Source organism: Chryseobacterium sp. Leaf394, assembly GCF_001424105.1.
In the GTDB taxonomy this organism is placed as follows: Bacteria; Bacteroidota; Bacteroidia; order Flavobacteriales; family Weeksellaceae; genus Chryseobacterium.
Map to the genome: position 1 here is coordinate 1,420,376 of NZ_LMQH01000011.1, position 18,202 is coordinate 1,438,577.

Sequence of the window (18,202 nt, forward strand, 5' to 3'; positions counted from 1 at the left end):
TGCTATGAAAACAGGATTGGTTTGGTTTAAAAATGATTTAAGACTTCATGACAACGAAGCCTTGACAAAGGCGGTTCAGGAATGTGATGAACTGATTTTCTGTTATGCTTTAGAAAAAAGCAATTTTCAAAAACTGGATTTAGGATTTAAAAAATCGGATATCAACCGTTTCAAATTTATCGAACAGTCCGTGGTGGATCTAAAGAAAAATTTGGAAAAAGTGGGTGGACATTTGATTATAGGTTCAGATTCCGCTGCAGAGCTTTTACCTGAATTGGTAAAGAAATATGATATTACAGATGTTTATGCGGAGGAAGAATATGCGAGCGAAGAACTCAATCTGATTAAAGATATTCAGGACATTTTGCCTAAAGTTAAATTTCATTTTTATTGGGGAAAAACGCTGTATCATAAAGACGATATTCCTTTTACAATTTCAAAAATTCCTCTGTCAAGTAAAGCATATCGAATTCCTGCAGCAAATGAATCGGAGCCCAGAGAAGTTATTAAAGCACCGACCAAATTGAAAAGCGTGAAAAAAGTGAAAAGCACAAAATTCCCATTCTGTACAAAGTTTGATTTTACCAAAAAAGAATATGATGCCGCAAAACCTCTTTTGGAAGGCGGAGAAACCCAAGCATTGAAAAGACTTCAGTATTATACTTTTAAATCTGAACTTTTAACGGGCTACCGATGGAGCAGAAACCAGTCACAGGGATTGGATTACAGTTCGAAATTTTCTCCCTACCTTGCTTTAGGCTGTATTTCTCCACGAGAAATTTTTGAAAAGGTAAAAAAATACGAAGAGAAAGTGAAAAAAAATCAAAGCACCTGGTGGATCGTTTTTGAGTTGGTGTGGCGGGACTATTTTACCTTCAAAGGAATGAAATTCGGCGATAAAATTTTTAAAACGAAAGGTTATAAAAATAAAAAAATCCCGTTTGAGAATAATAAGAAAAATTTCAAGCGCTGGTGTGATGGCAAAACTGGAATTCCGTTTGTGGACGCGCACATGCGCCAGTTAAACGAGACAGGCTACATGAGTAACCGTGGCCGTGTGAACTGTGCCAGCTATTTTGTTCACGACCTGAATATCGACTGGACCTGGGGAGCCGCATATTTTGAAAGTAAACTGATCGACTATGACGTGACTTCAAACTGGATGAACTGGCACATGCAGGCATTTGAAATTTACTATACGAATCCCATCCATCAGTCAAATAAGTATAAAGCGCAGGATTTTATTCGGGAGTGGATTCCGGAATTAAAAGACAAAAATAACATTGAAGTTCTGATTCCGTGGGAATTTGATATTCCGGATTATCCCAAACCGATTGAAATCTTTCCGAAGTGGGAGAGAGCGATAAATTTGATTAAAAAACTTAAAGTTTAAATCTTAGATGCAACTTTTTATTTACGTTAAATGTACGGATTTGCACTTATCAGGAAGATAAAATACAGATCATAAATAACAGAGAAGCACTGTTTAATCTTGAAATAAATCTTAGCGAAAACCTGTCTGTGTTGAATTCACCATACTATTCGCAGTTATGAATTTAGATTGATGCACTTAAAAAATCTAAGTCAAACGCAACACATTACTAGCTTTTACCCATTCAGATTTTTCACACCGCTTGCATCTGTTTTTGCCTTTGTCAAGAAAAAGTGAATGTCCACAATACGTGCATGCGTAGTGATCTGAATACTCTATGACCTGCAACTTTTCTTTATAGACGTGAGGTAAAATAGGAAGTCCGTATATGACCTCATCATCACTGAAATAATAGAAGCTGATGTTGCCGGTAGTTTCCAGAATAGCAGTTTTTACCTGACCAACATGCTCTATGGATTCCTGTCTCATTTCAGAAAAAAATTCATCTTTGGCAAAAGTGTGATCTTTTTTTACGCCCAAAACAAATTCGCCATTTTCAATAACGTATAGCGGTTCACCTTCGATAATGTTTTCAAATTTTTCACTTTTGGTGGCAAGGTATGTGATAAGTCGATAGAGAAGAATAATCGCAACAAAAACAATAACGGACGCGAGAATAGAAGATTCTTTATTAAACATAGGATCTCCTGCGGCAGAGCCTAAAGCAATGATAATTGCCACCTCGAAAAGCGAAAGCTGGCGGACTCCTTTTTTGCCAGAAAGCCTCAGTATAAGCAGAACCATACTGAACATTATCAATGTACGTACTGTAATTTCAATGGCAAAGCTGAAATCGAGATCACCGATAAAAATTTTATTCCAATCCAAAATGCTGTGATTTAATTTTAAATAAAAAAGCCTGAAAACAAAGTTGTGGCTTTGATGTGCAAACCATTACAAAATTCCCGCCACCAACGAATTATGTTTACATCTGTGGTATATGTATTTAATTAAAATCTAAAAAAGCTTTAATCAACCTGTCATTTTTTAAGAAAAATAACTCTGAATAGAAATAAAATGAAGAAGCTTAAACAGGAAGGTACAGCAGTTGACTTACCCGAATGTTTTGCATATCTCATCAACTAAAAGCCTGACCTGCATTGGCCGTTTCTTATCGTCCACATCTAAACTGTTGTTCAGTCCGGTCTTTACAATAACCATGTTTTTGTCAGGAATCATGATGATGAACTGACCTAAGAATCCGTAGAAAAAATAATGAGGAATGCTGTGATTTTCGTTAATCCAAAGGTTAAAGCCGAAAGCTGTATTTTCTTTGGTTGGTGTGATGAGTTTTCTGCAAAATTCTTCAGAAAGAATCTGCTTTCCGTTCCATTCTCCGTTTTGCATCAGCAGCTGACCGATCTTTGCGAAATCTCTTGCTGTAGCGTGAATACAGCAAAAGGCTTTTTCAACTCCTTTGTCATCTGTGCTCCATTTTGCTGAATATTCCATTTCCAGAGGTATCCAAAGCTTTTCTGAAAGATAAGCAGAGAGATCACGACCTGTAATTTTTCTTAAAATCAATCCTAATAATTGTGCACAAACACTCTGATATTCATACTTTACACCTGGCATTTCTTTCAGACCGACATTAAGCGTCTGCGAAGCAAGATCGCCAACAAAATATTGTTTTGAATTTTCCGCGAATGGATGTTTGTACTCTTCGTCCCATTCAAATGCGCCCTGCATCGTCATTAGATGACGGACTGTAAGAAATTTTCCATACTCACAATCGGCATACTCCGGAAACGCTGAAGAAACCAGCTGATATTCTGAATCGAGCAAACCATCATCTATTGCAAAACCCACAAGAAGCGAAAGCATTCCCTTTGCCATAGAAAATGAATTCAAAAGTGAATCAGAATGGTGATCTTTCCAGTACTGCTCATGAATAAGTTTGCTGTTACGGATAACCACAAGTGAAGAAGCTCCTGTTTTCTTTAAATCCTTTAAAACAGTTTCAGAAAGAATACGTTGATTATAAGAAATGTCTTTTTGCCAGGGTTTTTGATTTTGTGTAAAAACTTCGTGGGACGGAAACTTTTCTTCATCATCCGTTGAGGGAGTGAGCGCACCTTTCTTTAAGTTTTTACCTATGGCCTTAAACAGATACCCAAATCCTGTGAGATAAATCAAAGCACCAACAGAACCGCCGACAAGAAATCCGATCCAAACTTTTTTCATTCCCTGCAAAATAATTTTACTGTTTTATATGAAACGGTATTCAATAACTGAGCCTTTAATTAAATATTAGAAACATTTATCCTTTTGAGTAGTTTCCTTCATAATTCTGCATCGTCTTTCTGTTTCAGGAAATTTATTTTTATTAAAAAAAGGTTCAGCCGTTAAGCCAAACCTTTTGTGTATTAAATTAATATCTAACTGGCTGCCGAATGTTTCAGCAGAAACCGATTATGATTATTTCATTGAAGCCTTTACTTTCTCAGCCTCCATCAGGTGATGTTCCAGCGTTGGAAGTGTTTTGCCTGCAAATCCTTTTAGAGACGCATCCATTCCCGAAGAAGCCTGTTTTTTAAATTCTGCAATATCTTTCTGATGGTCTGTCACCATTGCAGAAGCATACATTTTGTCAAACTCTGCTCCTTTCAAAGCTTTCATATCATCAACCATTTTCTGCTTTTCAGCATCAAGGGCTGTTGGTAGAGTATAACCTGCGGTCGTTGCCCATGATTTAAGTTCTTCATTTGCCATTCCATGATCTTTAGCCATCATAGCACCCAAAGATTTTACAGAGGCACTGCTTCCATTTGTTTTGGCAAGATCGCCCAACATTACTTCCATCATTCCACCCATAGCAGCAGCATCAGCAAATTTTTTGTCCTGATCATTTAATGTTGCAGCATTGGTGTTTGCCGATGTCATTGTAGAATCCGTCGGTGTAGTCATTGAGTCATTGGTCATTTCTGTACCAGAGCTGTCCATACCGGTGTCTGTCGTTTGAGTTTCTTTTTTGTTGCAAGACATTAATGCCGCAACAGCAAAAATGGTGAGAATTGAATTTTTCATATAATTTGATTTAATTAGGTGATGAGATTACTATTAATTTTAAATAACCTCATGCAGTGCTAACAATTTACCTGCCAAAATCTTAAGCCCGGCGAAATAATTGCTGAGTTGTGGTATAAATCTTAAAATTAATAACCCGTATAGCTGTATTTAAAGTTATTTTAGACGTTCAAATTGAGTTAAGTTCAATGGCAGAGGATTTAAAACAATTTTAATTCTCACACAGTTAAACCCTGTCTTTATACATTTGTATGATACAAAACCACATATTCCCATGGCTGCATATCCAGAATGAGTGTTCCGGTAATGCTCTGAAGTTTTCCTTCAAAAAGATTGGTGTAGACACTGATATCAAATGAAGTATCAAACTGAGCTATAACAGGGTTTTTACTTAAATTTATAAATACCAAAACTTTATCTCCATTTTTTTCTCTTACGAAAGACATCACCTGATCCATCCTGTCATTCATAATTCTAACCATTTCACCTCCAAAAGCACCGTTCCAGAGTGCCTGATTCTGATGTTTAAGGGAAAAGAGAGTGGTGTACAGTCTTTCAAGATCATGTGATTTCCATTCTATTGGATCTTTCTCAAAAAATTCTAAAGAACGGTCAAGACCGGCTTCCTGTCCGCTATAGACCAATGGGATGCCATCCATCAAGACAGAGAATACGGTAGCAGCTTTTAATGCATCACCAAAATTGCTGTACTGATCGCCTTCCCATGAATTTTTATCATGATTATCAATAAAATTCATACGGATTCCCTCTTTCGGAAATATCGAAACATGCTCTGCAAGATAAGCTTCAGCCAAAGTCTTTACATTTGTCTCTTCACGTGCAATCTGGTGGAGAATATTCCACAACGTCCAGTTGTAGGTTGCATCGAATGAGCGTTTATGGAGATCTTTATCTTCCGCCTCGGCAAGCATAAAAACAGGTTTGATTTCATCAAGCTCTGCCCTTACATTTTCCCAGAAATCAATGGGGACGAAGCTCGCGATATCACAGCGGTAACCGTCAATGTCAAATTTTTCTACCCAATATTTCATGGCGTCTGTCATGTAATTCCGCAATTCTTCGTTACGGTAGTCAAATTCGATGATATCGTCATAATCACGCCATCTTGTAGACTGAAATGTATTTTTACGCGACTTTCGGTACCAGTCCGGATGCTCATCTACAAGCTGATTATCCCAGCTTGTATGGTTGGCAACCCAATCCAGTATCACAAACATTCCGTGATCGTGAATGGCGTTAACCAGACTGATGAAATCATCTTCAGTCCCAAATTCGGAATTAATACCGTAGTAATCTTTTACAGAATAGTAACTTCCCCAGCTCCCTTTTCTGTTGATATTACCGATAGGATGCACCGGCATTAACCATATAATGTCAATTCCCATTTTTTTCAGCCTCCCCAACTGTTTTTCAATCTGCTTAAAATTGCCTTCTTCAGAAAACTGTCGAATATTGAGTTCGTAAAGTGTAGCATTTTTCACCCATTCAGGTGCGGTAATTTCTACGTATTTTTTTGGTGTGTGAGGGGAGTGGTTGGGCTTTATCATACAGGTTTATTGAAAATTTGAAAAATATATTCAGATAAATTTTAAACTGTTTTTTTGAAGAGAAATAACCGTACCATTTAATTTCGCAAGCTTCCTACAAAACTGGTTATCAGGTTTATTTTAATTTTAGTGAATATTTATGGTTACTTAAAATTACATTCTTATTAAGTACAGAGCTCAGTAAAGTGGTATTTTATTTAATTAAATATTTCGTTAAAGGTTTATTTTTTGCAGGCTTGATGGAAAGGGCAGGGTCGCTGCTCAGATATCAATCACATCAAATATTCAAAATTATGATTCCAAAAAAAATACATTATTGCTGGTTTGGCGGCGGAAAAAAAGATGAACTTGCTGAGCACTGTCTCGAAACATGGAGAAAAATCCAGCCCGACTGCGAAATTATAGAATGGAACGAGACCAACGCTCCTCTGGAAGACAACAATTATGTAAAGGAAGCTTTCGCACAGAAAAAATGGGCTTTCGTCTCAGATTATGTACGGTCTAAAGTAATGTATGACCATGGCGGAATTTATATGGATACCGACATGGAGCTCAAACTTCCACTTAATGATTTTTTTAATGAAAAAGCAGTCTGCGGATTTGAGGTGAAGGGCGTTCCGTACTCAGCATTCTGGATGGCAGAACCCAAGCACCAACTTGCTAAAGATTTTACAGATTATTATAACCGGCAGGACGGTTTTGTGGAGAGAATTAATACTGATATTTTTTCTGAAATGCTTGAAAAGGAATATGGAGCAGACCGCTACAGTGATACTGTACAACATCTGAAGCATGATGTCACTCTTTATCCGTCAGTATATTTTTCTCAGGATTTGCCGAAGAATTATGTGAGCCATCATTTCAACGGATCATGGTTTGGCGGTGATGAGGAAAATACACACAAAAAAATGGTGAATGTTTACGGACTTTTAGAAAGGTTAGTTACCGAACCTGCTGCAGCGAAAGCTGTGAAAAGTATTATCACAGAACATAAAATTATTGACGTTAACAGTATTCTGGATTTGATACCAAAGGAGAAAATCGAAGAATACCTTCAGAAAAGGAATTAAAATTATAATAATTACCGACACAGAATGACCATTTATTTAAATGGTCATTTTATATATACTCTGAGCCTTTCTATTACATCTTCCATGTCAAACGGTTTGGCAATGAAATCGTTTGCACCTGCATCTAAAGCCGACTGCCCAAGACCGCGGCTCGCAGACATGATAACCACAGGAATATCACGAAGCTGCTCATCACCCCTGATGTGTCTGCAGATATCCCTGCCGTCTTCGCCGGAAAGCCACATATCCATTAAAATAACATTGGGTTTCTCTTTTACATTCAATGCATCGAGCATATCTGAGCCCTTATAAAATTTAGAAACCGAAAGTCCTTCCAGTTCCATCATGAGTTCAAGTGAATCTACAATTGCGGGACTGTCATCAAGGACGAGAATTTGTGAGGCAGAAGACATTTTAAATTAAATTTTGATATTTCGAAGCAAAATTCAGACCTTTTCTTCTGACAGTGAATAGAAATATATTTTTCGAATAGAAATTTTGACGGTTAAAAGAGATGATCAGAGGATTTTTTAAATTTATTTACATTCAACTTAATCTCAATTAAATAATGTTTATAAATTTAAAACTCTCAATTTTCGCAGAATATTTAACAAAAAAAACCTTCCCAATTGGGAAGGCTAAAAACACAAATGATGAAAATAAGGTTCGTTTTACTTCTACGAATTATCTTACAACAAATTTATAGAATGCATATTGACTAAAATGTGGTTTGAATCACATTTTTGATAATTTTTAATCATATTTTTCAAATATTAGTCTTCCGTCTGCAGGTTGCGAGAAACAGATATACATGCTTTCGTTCTGACGTCTGATGGGTACCTGCACAACTTCATATTTTCCGTCATTGCTTTTTTCTTCAACAATGAGGTTGCTGCCCTGACCGATTTCGTCGATCTTGTATTCAATCTGATAATCGCCGGATTCATTTTTTACAAAATCTTCTTTTTTAAATTCTATTGTTGCCATATTCGCTTGTTTTAGGTTTTAATGAAATTACTTAAATGAATAAATTAATTATCGCTCTGTCAGAATTTCGATCAGATTAATTTTATTCTATATTATACCTTTGAAAACATTTCACTAAAACCACGCCAAAATTTTTAAATTTTTAATATTTTAAATGTATGATTACAATCATAATAATTAGAGATAACTTGCGTTAAATTGTTCATAATTAAACCACACCAATAAAAAATGAAGTATTTACTATGTTTCAGTCACTTATCGTGGAACTTTGTCTACCAAAGACCACAACACCTGCTTACAAGATTCGCAAAACAGTATCAGGTGTTCTATTTTGAAGAGCCAAAACAGGGAGATTCCGACCGTTATACGGTTAATATGCAGGATGGAGTCTATATTATAGAGCTCATTATTTCCGGTTATGACGACTTCACCAACCGAAGAATTCAAAATCTTATTTTACATGTTCTCAGAGAATACGATGTTGCAGAGTATATCTCCTGGTATTATACACCGATGGCTTTGCAGTTTACAGATGAGCTCAGACCTCAAAAGGTAATTTACGATTCTATGGATGAGCTTTCTGCGTTCAGATTTGCACCATCTCAGCTTCTTCAGCTGGAAGAAGATCTGTTTAAAAAAGCAGACGTTGTTTTCACGGGAGGAAATTCTCTCTATCAGGCTAAGAAAAACAGACATCACAATATCCACGCGATGCCCAGCAGCATAGACAAGGATCATTTTGGGAAAGCAAGAAATTCTCCGGAAGATCCGGAAGATCAGTCATCGATTGGATATCCAAGAATGGGATTTTTCGGTGTTGTGGATGAAAGATTTGATATAGAATTGCTCAGAAATGTATCACAGGAACGTCCGGACTGGCAGTTTGTAATCATTGGTCCTGTTGTAAAAATAAGTCACGATGATTTGCCAAGGGCAGAAAACATTCATTATTTAGGCCCTAAAAATTATTCTGACCTTCCTTCTTATATTGCGCATTGGGATATTGCCCTGATTTTGTTTGCACTCAATGAATCTACAGAATTTATCAGCCCGACAAAAACTCCGGAGTATCTGGCGGCAGGCAAACCAGTGATTTCCACAGCAATCAAAGACGTTGTGCAGCCTTATGGTAATGCCGGACTGGTGCTGATTGTTGATGATGCAGACTCATTTATCTCAGCTGCGGAAAATATTATGACCGATCCCGACAGGGATCACTGGCAGCGTTCGGTAGATGATTTTCTTGAAGACGAGTCATGGGATCATACTTTCGACAGAATGAATGCTCTGATCAACAAAATTGAAATAACTAAAAAAGTAAAACAGACCAACCATGTATGATTTTTTGATAGTAGGATGCGGATTTGCCGGAGCAGTATTGGCAGAACGCCTGGCAGAGGAAGGAAAAAAAATCTTAATCGTTGACAAGCGCAATCACATTGCCGGAAATGCCTATGACTATTATAATGAAGAAGGAATTCTGATTCATAAATATGGTCCGCATATTTTCCACACCAATTCTGAAGATGTATTTAAATATTTAGGAAAATTTACAGAATGGAGACCTTATGAACACCGTGTTTTAGGCAGTGTGGACGGTCTTTTGGTACCCATTCCCATTAATTTAACTACGATAAATGAACTTTATGGCAAAGATCTCACTTCAGATGAAGTGACAGATTTTCTTGCATCAAAGGCAGAAAAAAGAAATCCAATTCTTACTTCCGAAGATGTTGTTCTGAATGTGGTAGGAAAAGAACTGTATGAAAAATTCTTTAAAGGCTACACCAAAAAACAGTGGGATCTTGATCCTTCTGAGCTCGATGCTTCCGTGACGGCGCGTGTGCCGACAAGAACCAATAAGGACGACCGCTATTTCACAGACAGTTTTCAGGCAATGCCGAAAAACGGATATACTGAAATGTTTAAAAAAATGCTGTCTCACAAAAACATCAGCATCATGCTTCAGACAGATTATCAGGACATTCTGGATATTATCCCTTTTAAAAAGCTGATTTACACCGGTCCCATCGACAGTTACTTTGATTACTGCTTTGGTAAACTTCCTTACCGTTCTATCGATTTTAAATTTGAAACTTTAAATCAGGACAATTACCAGTCAACAGGAACTGTAAATTTTCCAACGTCAAATTTATATACAAGGATTACAGAATTTAAATTCCTGACAGGACAGAAAAACGATAAAACTACCATCGTTTACGAATATCCGACGGCAGAAGGTGATCCGTATTATCCGATTCCGAGAAAACAGAATCAGGAAATTTACAATCAGTATAAAAAACTTGCCGAAGAACATCCCGATGTCTTGTTTACGGGACGTTTGGGAACCTACAAGTATTACAATATGGATCAGGTTGTAGCACAGTCTTTAGCTCTCTTCAAAAAAATAAAAAATAAGGAAGAGTATGTTCAGCAATGAATTTAATGATTCCAACATCAATCCGTTCAGCAGTTTTCTGATGGGCGGATATGAATGTGCAGACCATCAGAATGCGTTTGGAGAGCGGGTAGATCTGTATAAAACTTCCGGTCACGACATTTATCTGGAAGAAGATTATGATCATTTACATCAGCTCGGCATAAAAACAGTACGTGAAGGAATCCGCTGGAATGCAGTGGAAACCAAGCCGTATCATTACGACTGGTCTGAAGTGGAAAGGCTTATTGAAATTTCAAAAAATAAAAACATCCAGATTGTCTGGGACATCTGTCATTTTGGATATCCCGACGATCTTACGCCGCTTCATCCAATGTTTGCAAGAAGATTCAGCCATCTCTGCAGGGAATTTGTGATCAGATACAGAAGTCTTGTTCCTGACGGTTCTTTAATCATCACTCCAATCAACGAAGTCAGTTTTATTTCCTGGCTTGGCGGGGATGTACGGGGAACTTCGCCTTACTGCACAGGGCAGGGTTGGGAAGTGAAATACAATCTGATGAAAGCATACATCGAAGGCATTGAAATGATGAAAATTGTGGATCCGTCTGTCAGAATTATGATAACGGAACCTTTGATCAGTATTGTGAGTAACAAGCCAGGTGATGAGTTTTCTGTACTGGCTGCAGAAGAAAAACATTTTGAGCAATTTCAGGTGCACGATATTTTATCCGGAAGAATGTGTCCTGAATTGGGAGGCAAGCCTGAATATCTTGATATCATCGGTGTCAATTTTTACTATAACAACCAGTGGTTTAATGAAAACAATGAGTTTTTGCCCTGGGCAGAAGAACCACCTCATCCGCAGTACAGACCTCTTCACGACTTGCTTGAAAGCGTTTTCATACGTTACGGAAGACCTTTGGTTATTTCAGAGACGAGCCATCCCGGAGAAGACCGTGCTAAGTGGATCCGGTCTGTCACAAAAGAAAGCCTTTATCTTCTGCAAAAGGGAATTCCACTTTTCGGCTGCTGTTTTTATCCTGTAGTTGACCGTCCTGACTGGGATGATCTCAGCGACTGGCATCACAGCGGAATTTGGGATATTTTTGACGGAGTTTCATTAAAAAGAGTGGTTGACCATGACAGTTTTGAAGCAATAAAATCATTTAAAACTCAGCTTAATTCCATTTCAGTTTCAATTTAATTTAAAAAGTAAAAAAAATCCTGAAAACGCTTCATTCAGGACAAAGCACAATAATTTTTCATGGAAATTTTTATTGCTTAAAAACAGTTTTTTTTCCTTATTTGGTGTGATATTGGTTCACAACAAAACAACAGAAATCTTTTTTATGGAAAAGCATATTGTAATTGTCGGAGGCGGTTTCGCCGGATTAAATCTTATAAAAACAATCGGTGACGACGACAGATTCAGAATCACATTGGTTGACAGAAATAATTACCATTTTTTTCCTCCGCTTATTTATCAGGTAGCCACAGCATTTATAGAGCCTTCTCATATATCTTACCCTTTCAGAAAACTGTTTTCGAAATATTCAAATGTTTCCCTTTACATGGCAAGCCTCGAAAGGGTAGTGCCTGAAGAAAATAAAATTGTCACAGACGAAGGAACTTTGCATTATGACGAACTCGTACTTGCACTCGGTACGGAAACCAATTTTTTTGGCCTTGAAAACGTCCGGAAGCACGCACTTCCCATGAAAACGATTGATGAAGCACTGTACATCCGGAATCATATTCTTCAAAATCTGGAAACGGCATCACGAAATGCTAAAAATGACAGTGTACAAAGCCTGATCAACATCGTAATTGCAGGAGGCGGCCCAACCGGTGTCGAGCTGGCAGGAATGATTGCTGAAATGGCCGGCTACATCGCAGAAAAAGATTATCCGGATATCGCATTTGGTCACTCCAACCTGTATCTCGTAGATGCTTTACCTTCAGTTTTATCAAACATGAGTGATACTGCAAAGAAAACAGCGTACGACAACCTTAAAAAGCTGGGTGTTAATATTAAACTGAATGTTTCGGTGAAGGATTATGTGGAACAGCAGGTAATACTTTCCGACGGTACAAAAATCCCGACTCAGACTTTGATATGGTCTTCCGGTGTTATCGGCAGAACCATCGAGGGAATTCCCGAACTTTCTCTGGCAAAAGGTAAAAGAATTATTGTGGATGCCAACAATTTGGTTTCCGGATTTAAAAATATTTATGCTATCGGCGATATCTGCATTAATATGACGGATCCCGAATTTCCGAAAGGCCATCCGCAGGTTGCTCAGGTAGCCATTCAGCAGGCAAAACTGCTTGGTAAAAACATTAAAAGTAAAGCTAAAAACAATCCTTTGAAACCTTTCCGATACAATGACAAAGGAAGTATGGCGATTATTTCGAAATACAATGCAGTCGTCGATCTCCCAAAATTTTCTTTCAATGGAATTTTTGCGTGGTTCACATGGCTTTTTATTCACATTATTCCTCTGACGGGTTTTAGAAACAGGTTCAGACTGGCTGCAGAATGGTTCAGGTTATTTATTACCAACAACGCATCCATCAGAATGATTATGAAACCAAGAAAAGAGAATTGATTTTACAAAATTACCTGAAGATATAAATTTAAAGCTTTTAAATGTTATCAAACACCTGTATTAAGTTGTTCTGATAATATTTAAAAGTTTTTTTTGGAGAAGTTGAGTTGTTTAATTTCAGAAAATTCCTGCAGATTATCCTCAGAGAAACTTTGTTTAAAATTAAATCTGCAATCACCAATTTGAAAATCCTTTTAAATTCAATCCCTCATCATTTCAAATAGCTTTTTTTTCAGACAAAATCATTTGCACATCCATACAATCTGATGTGCAGCCAAGGAATGGTTTGGATTTTTTATTAAAACTTTAATGTTATTTTTTTCAAACACGCTGACCTCTTCTTTATTTTTATCCTGAATTATTTCTGATTTAAATTTTTCCTGATTCAGTGTATCTTTAAAAGAACTGACCTGCTCATCATCATGGGAGACAATGGAAAGTACGTGACAGCCTTCATTTCTCAGAAAAACGGTCACCACCATAAACTTTGAGTCTTCCAGATGCTCATTGCTGTACACTTTTACAGTAGACTCGCTGGCTTCCTCCTGATGCAGAAGGTCAAAATGTGCTGAAAGTTTGGTATCGATAATATGCCCCGGTGATCCCGACAGATTCTGAAGATTTTTTATATTGAGCAACTGACCGGATGCTGTACAACAAAGATGAAAGAGAATAAATAATAGAAATTTTGGCATGTAGTTTCTTGTAAAAATAAATAAAAAATTTACTTACAAAAAATGATTCGGATCATAAAAAAATCCGCCTCCCAAGGGAAGCGGATGATTGTTTTAGTTTTTCAGATCTTCAAGATTTTTGAATTTATCATGTGAAGCTTTCAGATGATGAAGCTGGTCGAGTACCACTCTTGAACTTTCAGGGCAAAGATCGCCACTGTCCAGTGCACTTTGATAAGCGTCGATAGCTGCCTGCTCTCCGTACACTACATTTCCTAAACTTGCTTCAGCATTGTCGCCTGAGAATGCATTTTTTACATCGATCCAGGCTCTGTGAATAGATCCTGCTGCAGAACCTGTCTGATCCGGCTCCCCGCCGCGCTCAGTAATAAGACCAGATAGTTCATTTTTCATTGTAGCAGACTGTGCAACCATGTTGTCATAATCGGCACGCAGGTGAGGATATCCTTCCCACACTTTGTCTTCTACTTTAGAAAATCCCTGAATTCTGTCGTTGGTAATTGTCAGTAGATCGTTTAATACTGAAACTGTTTTGCTGTTGTCCATATTGTTATATTTTTTTTGGTACTCATCAATTTACAATAATGATGCCCAAAAACCAACTTAGAGCACATGTGGTACCTAAAGTTTTTTTCCATTTAAAAAAGGGCAGACTAATTGTATTTAGGAATGTACACACACTAAAAAGAAAATATTATGAGAAGCATTCTTTGGCTTGTAGCCGTTATTTGCATCGTGGTCTGGGTTTTAGGAATGCTTGGTATCGTACCCGGGTTAGATACAGGAAGCCTCGTTCATGTATTACTTGTTATTGCTGTCATCGTAATAATCATCAACCTCTTCACAGGAAGAAGACCTTTAGATTAATTTAATACACCAATTCACAAAATTATAAATCATGGAAACAAACGAAACTCAGGCTATCCTGAAAGACCTCATCCAAATTACCAACGACAGGATTTCAGCCTTTGGAAAAGTAGAAGGTCAGATCTGGGAAAGTTATCCGGATATTAAATCTGAATACGACAAAATGATTTCCCATACCAAAGTGATGAAGAATGAACTGATCAACATCCTGCGAGAAAACGATTCTGAAATCAACGATGAATCATCCTCAGTCCGTGGAAACATTCACAGCACATGGATTGACATTAAAAGTGCCTTCAATATTGATTCAGTGAATTCTACTCTGGAAAGTGTGATTTCGGAAGAAGATGCAGCCTGCAAGGCTTATGAAAAAGCACTTGAGGAAGAAGTTTATTCCTCAGAAACAAGATCAGTTCTTGAAGATCATCTTTATCATCTGAAACAGTCTCACAAACAGTTTACCGAAATTCTTGATTACAGAAAAAACAAAGACTAAAACAACAGGAATTATGAAGTTTGAAGAAGCCTTAAAACAGAAAAAAGAATCGATAAAAAATGCAGATGATTCGGTGCTGAATTTATACCACGTCCTGATATCTCCTGCAGATACCAAAGAAAGTGTTGACTTTATTGATCATTACCTGAAGAATCCTGACAGTTGTAATGATGATACGTGTAAAGAGTTTGCCTCTTCAGACGATTATCAGATTGTAAGTATCAGAAAAGAAGATCAGGAGTGCTAAAATTTAAATAGAAAATAATCAGCATGGAAATAAACGACCTACTGAAAGACGAAATCACCGCTGCTTCCGAACGTATTGAAAGCGTCACTGTAAAATATCCGAAGAAAGAAACTGTAAAAGGCATGATTTCTGAAGTACAGAATAATCCTTTCGGAGTACAGATTTCGCAGCGTGATGTAAAAGATCCTGAAGAAAAATTTCATGAGATAGATTTTGAGAAAGCTGTTGAAGTTGCAATCTACTATTACGATGGTAAGATCAGTGTTCACGCCGACAGTAAATATACAGACTAACTGACCTTTTAATTATTATTGATACTAAATATGGCTTCTTCAGACAACAAATTCAATTGCTGCACGCTGCTCAGAAAGAAAGACCGGGAAACTTTCGACTTTCTGTATGCTGAGTTCAACAGCCAGTTTTACGGTATGGCTCTGCAGTGTCTTGGCGATGAAGAACTTGCCAATGAAATGATGATTCTTACATTTACCAATATCTGGAAAGATTTAGACAAATTTAATGGAGATAATTCTCAACTGAGATCATGGTGCATATCAATACTGATGCGTTCTTTAAGACGTGTTAGTGCGTCAGATAAAACATCAGACAGCAGTGAAAGCACCGATATCCCACAATTAAAGTCAGTTTCAGTTTAAATTACAAAATTCACTACAAAAAAATTAGAAAATAATGTTCACCACACCTATAGAAAAAATTGACTTCCTGCGTTTCTTTTTAGGAAATGCCAATGGCAAAAGCGCCGAACTCATTATTGACAAAGGCTTTGTTTACATCAGCGAATATTTTGGATATTTTAAAGAAATCCTTCAGAATCCTGATAAAAAATTCTCAAAAATCAGCGAGCAGGAACTGATCTCCACCTTTGAAGAAATCGGTATCCGGGAATGGAAAGAAAATTACAGCAACAACGACATCTTTGAAGGAAAAGAATGGGAGCTGGAAATGAAAATCAATAACGAACAGAAACATTATTATTTTTTCGGATATGAAGAGTATCCTTCACAAACCGGCGATTCTACAAGTCAAAAATATACCAGAGAATTCAGAAAACTTCTTCAGACTTTGAATTCTGTATCCAGGTCAACCTACTTCGCATAGATTGGAATGACTTTTGAGAAATAAAAACTAAATAAACTATTATGAACGTTAAAAGAACATTTGGAACCATTCTTACGGTTCTGGGAATTGCAGGATTACTGTACACAGGTTATCAATTGATGCAGAAAAGTGAGGCATACACCAATATGGCTGTAGTAGGCGTGATTGGTCTGATCTTCTTTTTTGCAGGAATCGGTCTTGTGCAGAACACAAAAGACGAAAGTTAGATTTACAGATTTCAGAAAAAATTTAAAGGCATCATGTTTATCAGATGATGCCTTACTGTTTTTATCTATTCGTTATCTTTAATCTGATCATAAATCAGTTTGGTGACAATTGCCCCGAAAAGATAATATCCCACAGTCATAATTTTCTTTTTATTGGTGCTTGCTACCGGATCAGGATCAAGTCCTAACTTTTGGGGTAACGCAATGGCTCCGACACCTGCCAAAAGACCACTTGCGAGATTATGGGTTGTTGCTGTAGTCGCGTAATAAACTGCGTTGCTTATAACATCACCTGCGAGTGTAGCGGCATAAAGCTGGTTAGGATTGTTTATTTCAAGTGCTGTTCTGTCTGTCATTTTACTGAGTGCTTCTTCACCCAGTTCGTTGATGTGGGGTACATCTTTACAGGTTTTTCTAACGATTTCGTGTAACAGGTTGAGGGCAATTGCTCCTCCGAGTCCTGCGATCATTTTTTTTAGCATAATATTTTTGTTTTGGATTTTAATTTAAAGAAGAATTTCTTACTGTAAATCAGTCAAGAATGGTACCAAAACTAAGGCTCTTCTGCTGTAAATGATTTAATTTAATGGAACTTAAAACAAATTCAATTCGTTCAGTCTGATATTTTTTGACAGGACGAAAATTTTATTTTTTTGCTAAATGAATTAGATTCAAAATGCATTTTCTTGTGACAGCAATCATACTTTTTTCGGAGTTTAAAGACTATCTTTGAAATAATGACAGAAATTAATTTTTCGTTTAGAAAATAGTATTCTAATAGTGATTTTTTCTCAACTAAACCAAAACTGAAAAGATGAAACCTAAAAATATTCCGGGAGTTCCAAAACAGGTGAAAGGCGGCTTTCATGATTCCGAAAGTTTCCAGAAATCAGAAACTGAAGAAGATGTTGAAATGCGGTTTCATCATCTTAAAGAGCGGTTCTTCAGCATTAATCAGTGGAAAGAGTACTGCCCTGAAAGCAGAGCAGATTTTAAGCTTTGCAATCTGAACGGAAATATCGTGGAACGTCTGCCTCAGGAAGGTGATTACATCAGAATTGATATTCCCGGTCCCGGTGGTACAGAAGGGCGTTCATTTGACTGGACTGTCATCGACAAAATAGATTTTGATTCGCCAAACCGGCTTTTGATTCAGTGCAGACCTTCTCCGGATCCTGTAAAATTCAACAGCAAAAAGATTGCACATTTCTATTGCGACAAATCAACCTCCACTTTTGTTATTGAAAGAAATGGAGATATGCTGATGGCAGCTGTTTACGGAAGAAATGAATCTCCAAATTTGAAATCTGGTTTTATCAATTCTGCACGAAACGTAATGATTGCTATCGGAGGAATTTTTGGACTATCTAAGATTCAATGGGAATGCCTTGCAGAAGGAATGCTTAAAGGTGAGAACGAATAATCTAATGAATTTAAAATTTTTATATTGACAAGAT

Annotated in this window: 23 protein-coding genes; 14 read left to right on the forward strand and 9 right to left on the reverse strand. The window is 37.1% G+C overall.

Annotation, left to right across the window (positions count from 1 at the left end):
* The first annotated feature begins 4 nt into the window (after window positions 1–4).
* Window positions 5–1,393, forward strand: a complete 1,389-nt coding sequence (locus ASG21_RS10975; protein WP_056079671.1) for a DASH family cryptochrome — start codon at window positions 5–7, stop codon at window positions 1,391–1,393.
* Between the two features lie 186 nt (window positions 1,394–1,579).
* Here ASG21_RS10975 and ASG21_RS10980 read toward each other — a convergent pair whose 3' ends face one another.
* From ASG21_RS10980 to ASG21_RS10995, 4 genes are all read right to left on the reverse strand, one after another.
* Window positions 1,580–2,260, reverse strand: coding sequence for a YetF domain-containing protein (locus ASG21_RS10980; protein ID WP_056079674.1), 681 nt, complete (start codon window positions 2,258–2,260; stop codon window positions 1,580–1,582).
* A gap of 225 nt (window positions 2,261–2,485) precedes the next feature.
* Complete coding sequence (locus ASG21_RS10985; protein ID WP_056079677.1) at window positions 2,486–3,616, reverse strand: serine hydrolase; 1,131 nt, start codon at window positions 3,614–3,616, stop codon at window positions 2,486–2,488.
* A 234-nt stretch (window positions 3,617–3,850) separates the two neighbouring features.
* Window positions 3,851–4,459 carry a DUF4142 domain-containing protein gene (locus tag ASG21_RS10990; RefSeq protein WP_056079679.1) on the reverse strand — a complete coding sequence of 203 codons (609 nt, stop codon included), beginning with the start codon at window positions 4,457–4,459 and terminating at the stop codon, window positions 3,851–3,853.
* A gap of 239 nt (window positions 4,460–4,698) precedes the next feature.
* Window positions 4,699–6,027, reverse strand: coding sequence for an alpha-amylase family glycosyl hydrolase (locus ASG21_RS10995; protein ID WP_056079681.1), 1,329 nt, complete (start codon window positions 6,025–6,027; stop codon window positions 4,699–4,701).
* A 239-nt stretch (window positions 6,028–6,266) separates the two neighbouring features.
* On the opposite strand from ASG21_RS10995, the gene ASG21_RS11000 reads away from it, so the two are divergent.
* Window positions 6,267–7,097: a glycosyltransferase gene (locus ASG21_RS11000; RefSeq protein ID WP_128414280.1), complete on the forward strand. Its 831-nt coding sequence runs from the start codon at window positions 6,267–6,269 to the stop codon at window positions 7,095–7,097.
* Between the two features lie 44 nt (window positions 7,098–7,141).
* Here ASG21_RS11000 and ASG21_RS11005 read toward each other — a convergent pair whose 3' ends face one another.
* Entirely contained in the window at window positions 7,142–7,510 is a 369-nt protein-coding gene (locus tag ASG21_RS11005) for a response regulator (protein WP_056079684.1), read from the reverse strand.
* Between the two features lie 340 nt (window positions 7,511–7,850).
* A complete protein-coding gene (locus ASG21_RS11010) occupies window positions 7,851–8,084 on the reverse strand; it encodes a hypothetical protein (protein ID WP_056079686.1) in 234 nt (77 codons plus the stop codon).
* A gap of 228 nt (window positions 8,085–8,312) precedes the next feature.
* On the opposite strand from ASG21_RS11010, the gene ASG21_RS11015 reads away from it, so the two are divergent.
* From ASG21_RS11015 to ASG21_RS11030, 4 genes are all read left to right on the forward strand, one after another.
* Window positions 8,313–9,425: a glycosyltransferase family 1 protein gene (locus tag ASG21_RS11015; protein ID WP_056079689.1), complete on the forward strand. Its 1,113-nt coding sequence runs from the start codon at window positions 8,313–8,315 to the stop codon at window positions 9,423–9,425.
* Window positions 9,418–10,524, forward strand: a complete 1,107-nt coding sequence (gene glf, locus ASG21_RS11020; RefSeq protein WP_056079692.1) for a UDP-galactopyranose mutase — start codon at window positions 9,418–9,420, stop codon at window positions 10,522–10,524. Before ASG21_RS11015 ends, glf begins: the two co-directional genes overlap by 8 nt.
* Complete coding sequence (locus ASG21_RS11025; RefSeq protein WP_056079694.1) at window positions 10,511–11,689, forward strand: hypothetical protein; 1,179 nt, start codon at window positions 10,511–10,513, stop codon at window positions 11,687–11,689. The genes glf and ASG21_RS11025 overlap by 14 nt, the downstream gene beginning before the upstream one ends.
* 145 nt (window positions 11,690–11,834) lie before the next feature.
* Entirely contained in the window at window positions 11,835–13,094 is a 1,260-nt protein-coding gene (locus ASG21_RS11030; protein ID WP_056082340.1) for an NAD(P)/FAD-dependent oxidoreductase, read from the forward strand.
* Window positions 13,095–13,336: 242 nt separating this feature from the next.
* Here ASG21_RS11030 and ASG21_RS11035 read toward each other — a convergent pair whose 3' ends face one another.
* Both ASG21_RS11035 and ASG21_RS11040 read right to left on the reverse strand, forming a co-directional pair.
* A complete protein-coding gene (locus ASG21_RS11035; protein WP_056079697.1) occupies window positions 13,337–13,789 on the reverse strand; it encodes a hypothetical protein in 453 nt (150 codons plus the stop codon).
* Between the two features lie 93 nt (window positions 13,790–13,882).
* Window positions 13,883–14,335: a PA2169 family four-helix-bundle protein gene (locus ASG21_RS11040; RefSeq protein ID WP_056079701.1), complete on the reverse strand. Its 453-nt coding sequence runs from the start codon at window positions 14,333–14,335 to the stop codon at window positions 13,883–13,885.
* A gap of 150 nt (window positions 14,336–14,485) precedes the next feature.
* Between ASG21_RS11040 and ASG21_RS20060 the strand changes: the two genes are divergently transcribed.
* The 7 genes from ASG21_RS20060 to ASG21_RS11070 are packed head-to-tail and all read left to right on the forward strand — an operon-like array spanning window position 14,486 to window position 16,745.
* Window positions 14,486–14,656, forward strand: a complete 171-nt coding sequence (locus ASG21_RS20060) for a lmo0937 family membrane protein (RefSeq protein WP_128414281.1) — start codon at window positions 14,486–14,488, stop codon at window positions 14,654–14,656.
* A 31-nt stretch (window positions 14,657–14,687) separates the two neighbouring features.
* Window positions 14,688–15,152: a PA2169 family four-helix-bundle protein gene (locus ASG21_RS11045; protein ID WP_056079704.1), complete on the forward strand. Its 465-nt coding sequence runs from the start codon at window positions 14,688–14,690 to the stop codon at window positions 15,150–15,152.
* A gap of 13 nt (window positions 15,153–15,165) precedes the next feature.
* Window positions 15,166–15,399, forward strand: a complete 234-nt coding sequence (locus tag ASG21_RS11050; protein ID WP_128414282.1) for a hypothetical protein — start codon at window positions 15,166–15,168, stop codon at window positions 15,397–15,399.
* Window positions 15,400–15,422: 23 nt separating this feature from the next.
* Window positions 15,423–15,692, forward strand: a complete 270-nt coding sequence (locus tag ASG21_RS11055; RefSeq protein WP_056079710.1) for a hypothetical protein — start codon at window positions 15,423–15,425, stop codon at window positions 15,690–15,692.
* A gap of 30 nt (window positions 15,693–15,722) precedes the next feature.
* Window positions 15,723–16,055 carry a hypothetical protein gene (locus tag ASG21_RS11060; protein ID WP_056079713.1) on the forward strand — a complete coding sequence of 111 codons (333 nt, stop codon included), beginning with the start codon at window positions 15,723–15,725 and terminating at the stop codon, window positions 16,053–16,055.
* Window positions 16,056–16,089: 34 nt separating this feature from the next.
* Window positions 16,090–16,518: a hypothetical protein gene (locus ASG21_RS11065; RefSeq protein ID WP_056079716.1), complete on the forward strand. Its 429-nt coding sequence runs from the start codon at window positions 16,090–16,092 to the stop codon at window positions 16,516–16,518.
* Between the two features lie 41 nt (window positions 16,519–16,559).
* Window positions 16,560–16,745 (forward strand): hypothetical protein, encoded by a 186-nt coding sequence (locus tag ASG21_RS11070; RefSeq protein ID WP_056079720.1) that lies wholly within the window; start codon window positions 16,560–16,562, stop codon window positions 16,743–16,745.
* Window positions 16,746–16,810: 65 nt separating this feature from the next.
* On the opposite strand, the gene ASG21_RS11075 is transcribed toward ASG21_RS11070, so the two are convergent.
* Entirely contained in the window at window positions 16,811–17,227 is a 417-nt protein-coding gene (locus ASG21_RS11075; RefSeq protein WP_056079724.1) for a hypothetical protein, read from the reverse strand.
* Window positions 17,228–17,559: 332 nt separating this feature from the next.
* On the opposite strand from ASG21_RS11075, the gene ASG21_RS11080 reads away from it, so the two are divergent.
* Window positions 17,560–18,168 carry a hypothetical protein gene (locus ASG21_RS11080; protein WP_056079727.1) on the forward strand — a complete coding sequence of 203 codons (609 nt, stop codon included), beginning with the start codon at window positions 17,560–17,562 and terminating at the stop codon, window positions 18,166–18,168.
* Window positions 18,169–18,202: the final 34 nt, after the last annotated feature.

Excerpts from the sequence above, each read along its gene's own strand:
- ASG21_RS10975 (WP_056079671.1), top strand. The coding sequence starts at position 5 with ATGAAAACAGGATTGGTTTGGTTTAAAAATGATTTAAGACTTCATGAC.
- ASG21_RS10985 (WP_056079677.1), bottom strand. The coding sequence starts at position 3,616 with ATGAAAAAAGTTTGGATCGGATTTCTTGTCGGCGGTTCTGTTGGTGCT.
- ASG21_RS10990 (WP_056079679.1), bottom strand. The coding sequence starts at position 4,459 with ATGAAAAATTCAATTCTCACCATTTTTGCTGTTGCGGCATTAATGTCT.
- ASG21_RS10995 (WP_056079681.1), bottom strand. The coding sequence starts at position 6,027 with ATGATAAAGCCCAACCACTCCCCTCACACACCAAAAAAATACGTAGAA.
- ASG21_RS11000 (WP_128414280.1), top strand. The coding sequence starts at position 6,267 with ATGGAAAGGGCAGGGTCGCTGCTCAGATATCAATCACATCAAATATTC.
- ASG21_RS11005 (WP_056079684.1), bottom strand. The coding sequence starts at position 7,510 with ATGTCTTCTGCCTCACAAATTCTCGTCCTTGATGACAGTCCCGCAATT.
- ASG21_RS11010 (WP_056079686.1), bottom strand. The coding sequence starts at position 8,084 with ATGGCAACAATAGAATTTAAAAAAGAAGATTTTGTAAAAAATGAATCC.
- ASG21_RS11015 (WP_056079689.1), top strand. The coding sequence starts at position 8,313 with ATGAAGTATTTACTATGTTTCAGTCACTTATCGTGGAACTTTGTCTAC.
- glf (WP_056079692.1), top strand. The coding sequence starts at position 9,418 with ATGTATGATTTTTTGATAGTAGGATGCGGATTTGCCGGAGCAGTATTG.
- ASG21_RS11025 (WP_056079694.1), top strand. The coding sequence starts at position 10,511 with ATGTTCAGCAATGAATTTAATGATTCCAACATCAATCCGTTCAGCAGT.
- ASG21_RS11030 (WP_056082340.1), top strand. The coding sequence starts at position 11,835 with ATGGAAAAGCATATTGTAATTGTCGGAGGCGGTTTCGCCGGATTAAAT.
- ASG21_RS11035 (WP_056079697.1), bottom strand. The coding sequence starts at position 13,789 with ATGCCAAAATTTCTATTATTTATTCTCTTTCATCTTTGTTGTACAGCA.
- ASG21_RS11040 (WP_056079701.1), bottom strand. The coding sequence starts at position 14,335 with ATGGACAACAGCAAAACAGTTTCAGTATTAAACGATCTACTGACAATT.
- ASG21_RS20060 (WP_128414281.1), top strand. The coding sequence starts at position 14,486 with ATGAGAAGCATTCTTTGGCTTGTAGCCGTTATTTGCATCGTGGTCTGG.
- ASG21_RS11045 (WP_056079704.1), top strand. The coding sequence starts at position 14,688 with ATGGAAACAAACGAAACTCAGGCTATCCTGAAAGACCTCATCCAAATT.
- ASG21_RS11050 (WP_128414282.1), top strand. The coding sequence starts at position 15,166 with ATGAAGTTTGAAGAAGCCTTAAAACAGAAAAAAGAATCGATAAAAAAT.
- ASG21_RS11055 (WP_056079710.1), top strand. The coding sequence starts at position 15,423 with ATGGAAATAAACGACCTACTGAAAGACGAAATCACCGCTGCTTCCGAA.
- ASG21_RS11060 (WP_056079713.1), top strand. The coding sequence starts at position 15,723 with ATGGCTTCTTCAGACAACAAATTCAATTGCTGCACGCTGCTCAGAAAG.
- ASG21_RS11065 (WP_056079716.1), top strand. The coding sequence starts at position 16,090 with ATGTTCACCACACCTATAGAAAAAATTGACTTCCTGCGTTTCTTTTTA.
- ASG21_RS11070 (WP_056079720.1), top strand. The coding sequence starts at position 16,560 with ATGAACGTTAAAAGAACATTTGGAACCATTCTTACGGTTCTGGGAATT.
- ASG21_RS11075 (WP_056079724.1), bottom strand. The coding sequence starts at position 17,227 with ATGCTAAAAAAAATGATCGCAGGACTCGGAGGAGCAATTGCCCTCAAC.
- ASG21_RS11080 (WP_056079727.1), top strand. The coding sequence starts at position 17,560 with ATGAAACCTAAAAATATTCCGGGAGTTCCAAAACAGGTGAAAGGCGGC.